Annotated in this window: 3 protein-coding genes and 1 tRNA gene; 3 read left to right on the forward strand and 1 reads right to left on the reverse strand. The window is 47.9% G+C overall.

Features of this window, described 5'->3' with window-relative positions; genetic code table 11:
* The 3 genes from proS to rpsT form a co-directional block, all read left to right on the forward strand.
* Positions 1–1,134, forward strand: a 1,134-nt coding sequence (proS, locus tag WBV75_RS13535; RefSeq protein ID WP_424121116.1) for a proline--tRNA ligase, incomplete at its 5' end; no start/stop codon positions are given.
* A gap of 93 nt (positions 1,135–1,227) precedes the next feature.
* Positions 1,228–1,299: transfer RNA gene (locus WBV75_RS13540), tRNA-Glu, on the forward strand.
* A 39-nt stretch (positions 1,300–1,338) separates the two neighbouring features.
* Positions 1,339–1,590: a 30S ribosomal protein S20 gene (gene rpsT / locus WBV75_RS13545; RefSeq protein ID WP_424121117.1), complete on the forward strand. Its 252-nt coding sequence runs from the start codon at positions 1,339–1,341 to the stop codon at positions 1,588–1,590.
* Between the two features lie 172 nt (positions 1,591–1,762).
* Here rpsT and rho read toward each other — a convergent pair.
* Positions 1,763–2,308, reverse strand: a 546-nt coding sequence (gene rho, locus WBV75_RS13550; protein WP_424121118.1) for a transcription termination factor Rho, incomplete at its 5' end; no start/stop codon positions are given.

The raw sequence follows: 2,308 nt of genomic DNA on the forward strand, positions 1-2,308 counted from the left end.
GAGGAAGAACTCATCGTCAGACCGACTTCAGAAACCATTATTTGGGACACCTTTAGAAAATGGATTCAGTCCTACAGGGACTTACCCCTGAAGATCAATCAATGGGCCAATGTGGTGCGATGGGAAATGCGCACACGCCTTTTTTTGAGAACCGCAGAATTCCTGTGGCAAGAAGGGCATACTGCCCACGCGACTGAAAAAGAGGCCATTGAGGAAGCGAGAACGATCTTAAATATCTATTCGGATTTTGCTGAAAAGCACATGGCCGTACCGGTAATCCGGGGTACCAAAACCCCGGGAGAGCGATTTGCGGGCGCCGTGGAAACCTATTGTATTGAAGCGCTGATGCAAGACGGTAAGGCCTTACAAGCAGGGACATCCCATTTTCTGGGTCAGAATTTTGCCAAAGCCTTTGATGTGCAGTTCGATACGAAGGATGGACAAAGGGATCATGTCTGGGCCACTTCATGGGGGGTTTCGACCCGCCTGGTCGGTGCCCTGATTATGACACACAGCGATGACAATGGCCTGGTCCTTCCCCCTAAACTGGCCCCAATACAGGTAGTGATTGTCCCGATATACAGGGGAGAAGAGCAACTCGAAGCCATCAGCGCAGAAGTCCGTCCGGTTCTCGAGGCCCTGAAAGCGAAGGGGATCTCAGTAAAATACGACAATCGGGATACCCACAAGCCCGGCTTTAAGTTCAATGAATATGAATTGAAGGGGGTTCCTGTACGTTTGGCCATTGGCCCCCGGGATATGGAAAACAAGACTTTTGAGGTTGCACGACGAGACACCCTTGAAAAACAGGTAATACCCGCAGAGGGTATTGCGGACCATATTTCTTCTTTGTTGGAGGAAATGCAACAAGCGATCTTCGATAAAGCGGCTGCCTTTAGGGATGACCGAATTACAGAGGTGAATTCTTATGAAGAGTTTAAAGAAGTGCTCAATACCAAGGGTGGGTTTGTATCGGCTCACTGGGATGGGACGGATGCCACAGAGCAAAGGATAAAGGACGAAACCAAAGCCACCATACGTTGCATACCCCTGGACCCGCTTCCAGATCCCGGAACGTGTGTGGTGAGTGGAAAACCCGCCTCGTATCGGGTGCTGTTCGCAAAGGCATATTAGGGGAGTAAAAAAACCGCTGAGTTGTTGTTGTAGTTAAAAATAATTGTATTTTTGCACCTGCCTAATTAGAAGCGAATTATGCTTCGAGCCAATGGCCCGTTCGTCTAGGGGTTAGGACGCCAGGTTTTCATCCTGGTAACAGGGGTTCGATTCCCCTACGGGCTACATAGTTTTGAATTAAGACATACGTTAAGAAAGATCTTTATGGCAAATCATAAATCTGCATTAAAACGCATCCGTAGAAACGAAGCCGTTCGCCTTCGCAATCGCTATCAGCACAAGACCACGCGAAATGCGATCAAAAAGCTGCGCTCTGAAACAGACAAGAAGAAAGCTGAAGCCCTTCTTCCCGCTGTGGAAAGCATGATTGATAAATTGGCAAAAAGAAATATCATTCATTCGAACAAGGCTGCGAACCTGAAGAGCAAGCTCACCAAACAGGTGGCTACGCTCTAATTGGTTTTCTGTGTCAAAAGGTATCAACCTCGGGTGTTCCCGGGGTTTTTTTGCGTTTGAACCTTAAAAGGATTGTCAATTATATACAGCCAAAGAGAAATTTAGCCCTTTGAATCCATAAAAAAACCCGGCCATGCAGGCCGGGTTTTTCTTTATGTATAACGCAGTGTTTTTATTCGTTCATCGTCATAAGGAATTCCTCATTCGAACGTGTCTGCTTAATGCGCTGCTCGATAAACTCCATGGCCTCGATGGGATTCATATCCGCAAGGTATTTTCTGAGAATCCACATGCGTTGTAGCGTGGTCTCATCCAGGAGAAGGTCGTCTCTACGTGTGCTGGAGGCAACCAGATCGATGGCCGGGAAAATACGTCGGTTTGAAATACGGCGATCCAGTTGGAGTTCCATATTCCCGGTACCTTTGAATTCTTCGAAGATCACTTCATCCATTTTGGATCCGGTCTCCGTAAGGGCCGTTGCGATAATGGTCAGGGAACCACCATTTTCGATATTCCGGGCCGCTCCAAAAAAGCGCTTGGGTTTATGAAGTGCGTTCGCATCCACACCCCCGGAAAGTACTTTCCCCGAGGCAGGTTGTACCGTGTTATAGGCACGAGCGAGTCGGGTAATGGAATCCAGTAAGATCACAACATCATGCCCGCATTCAGTAAGCCGTTTTGCTTTTTCCAAAACAATATTGGCCACCCGTACGTGTTC

The organism is Robiginitalea sp. (assembly GCF_049588695.1).
GTDB lineage: Bacteria > Bacteroidota > Bacteroidia > Flavobacteriales > Flavobacteriaceae > Robiginitalea.

What these genes read in the sequence shown, in the direction of transcription:
- rpsT (WP_424121117.1), top strand. Translation starts at nt 1,339, where the DNA reads ATGGCAAATCATAAATCTGCATTAAAACGCATCCGTAGAAACGAAGCC.